This window comes from Acinetobacter sp. ABJ_C5_2 (assembly GCF_044538485.1).
In the GTDB taxonomy this organism is placed as follows: Bacteria; Pseudomonadota; Gammaproteobacteria; order Pseudomonadales; family Moraxellaceae; genus Acinetobacter; species Acinetobacter nosocomialis_A.
The window spans coordinates 1-1,700 of sequence record NZ_JBIUCS010000075.1 but is presented as its reverse complement, the minus strand read 5'-3'; the positions used below and the strand labels follow the sequence as shown (position 1 = coordinate 1,700).

The following is a 1,700-nucleotide window of genomic DNA, read 5'->3' as shown; positions in this document are numbered from 1 at the left end:
CGAACTCAGAAGTGAAACCTCTTAGCGCTGATGGTAGTGTGGGGTTACCCATGTGAGAGTAAGTCATCGCCAGCTCATTATTCCAAACACCCCGGTCTCGAAAGAAACCGGGGTGTTGCTTTATGCGCGGAATAAATATAAAACTCTGAATGTAGACAATAAAAGCCGATATATATTAATTCTAAGAAAGAGTTCTGTTATAAGTAACAAGAAAATTAATCTTTTAAGTATGCATAATAAGGGAAGTGGATCGATGATAATTTATGGTGATGTAAGTTCGGGTAATTGTTATAAGATTAAATTATTACTTTCCTTATTAAAAATTAATCATACATGGATCCATGTTGATATTTTAAACAAAGAAACTCAAACAGATGATTTTTTGTCGTTAAATCCCAATGGAAAAATACCTGTATTAGTGCTGGATGATGGTCGTGTTTTGAGTGAATCCAATGCTATTTTAGGTTATGTGGCTGAAGGATCAAAATTTATTCCTACAGATCCTTTTATTAAAGCAAAAATGTATCAGTGGATGTTCTTTGAGCAGTATAGCCATGAACCATTTATTGCAGTTGCTCGTTTTATTAATAAGTATTTAGGGTTACCAGCAGAAAGAATAGAGGAATATCATAATTTACAGCCAAAAGGCCATAAAGCGCTATCTATTATGGATAAAGCTTTATTAGAGTATGATTATCTCGTTGGAAATGAATTGACCATTGCGGATATCGCTTTATATGCATATACGCATGTCGCTGAGGAAGGCGGCTTCGATTTAAAGTTATATCCAAATATTCGAGCTTGGTGTCAAAGAATTCGAGAATATTTAGGTTATGTAGATATGATTTAAATAAAAAAGAACTCATATAGAGTTCTTTTTATATCTGAACATTTGATTTAGAAGTGTGCTTCCAAGCCTACATATGGACCTTTAAACTCAAATTTAAGGTCATTGTTATCATAGTCATCTAAGTCAATATTGAGTACGCGGTAGCCAGCTTTCAAGCCTAAATCAACTGCTAAATTATCGACGAATTTATACTTTACCTCTGCTAATGCATCTGTGATTTTTGCATCATTAAAGTTTGTATAGGTTGCTTCGCCTTTAGCACTTAAACCTGTGAATGGAAGTTTTACTTCGCCTGACAAATAAGCAATAGGATATGTTTTATCAATATCCACACGTTTACCAGTATAGGCAGTGATATCACCATTTAATACAGTTGCACCAAGCCCTGCATCTATACTCACAATATTATCTAATAATTCGTAGTAAAGAATAAAATCGCTATGATCTAAATTAATTTTATAGTTAGCTTGGCCTAAGGTCTCTGACTTAGTTTGTGTATCTAGATTTACATAGCGAATTTTTGCATTTGGAATAAATGGAATTGGATGCTCAAAAGCGAGTGAAAGCTGTGCACTGCCTTTTCGATCTAAATCTTGATCATCTGGTAGTTGTGAAGACATGTTTGCTTTACCATCGTAAAACCAATAACCAACGTCTCCTTTAACTCCTATAAAATCAGCTTGTGCGAATCCGCTAAGACCCATCCCGAGTGCTAAAAAAGACAGTTTTAATATTTTCATCATCAATCCTAAAAAAGAAAATCTTTGAACGCATGATATAGATATCTTTGCAGTTATGCATTGATGAAAAATGGTGAATATAAAGCTTCTATATCTTCGATTTTTAATAT

At 33.8% G+C, this 1,700-nt stretch carries 2 protein-coding genes; one reads left to right on the top strand and one right to left on the bottom strand.

What is annotated here, in order from left to right; genetic code table 11:
* Nucleotides 1-253 precede the first annotated feature (253 nt).
* A complete protein-coding gene (locus tag ACH8JV_RS19370) occupies nucleotides 254-850 on the top strand; it encodes a glutathione S-transferase family protein (RefSeq protein WP_396523264.1) in 597 nt (198 codons plus the stop codon).
* A gap of 47 nt (nucleotides 851-897) precedes the next feature.
* Here ACH8JV_RS19370 and ACH8JV_RS19365 read toward each other — a convergent pair whose 3' ends face one another.
* Entirely contained in the window at nucleotides 898-1,590 is a 693-nt protein-coding gene (locus ACH8JV_RS19365) for a TIGR04219 family outer membrane beta-barrel protein (RefSeq protein WP_396523262.1), read from the bottom strand.
* Nucleotides 1,591-1,700: the final 110 nt, after the last annotated feature.

Excerpts from the sequence above, each read along its gene's own strand:
- ACH8JV_RS19370 (WP_396523264.1), top strand. The coding sequence starts at position 254 with ATGATAATTTATGGTGATGTAAGTTCGGGTAATTGTTATAAGATTAAA.
- ACH8JV_RS19365 (WP_396523262.1), bottom strand. The coding sequence starts at position 1,590 with ATGAAAATATTAAAACTGTCTTTTTTAGCACTCGGGATGGGTCTTAGC.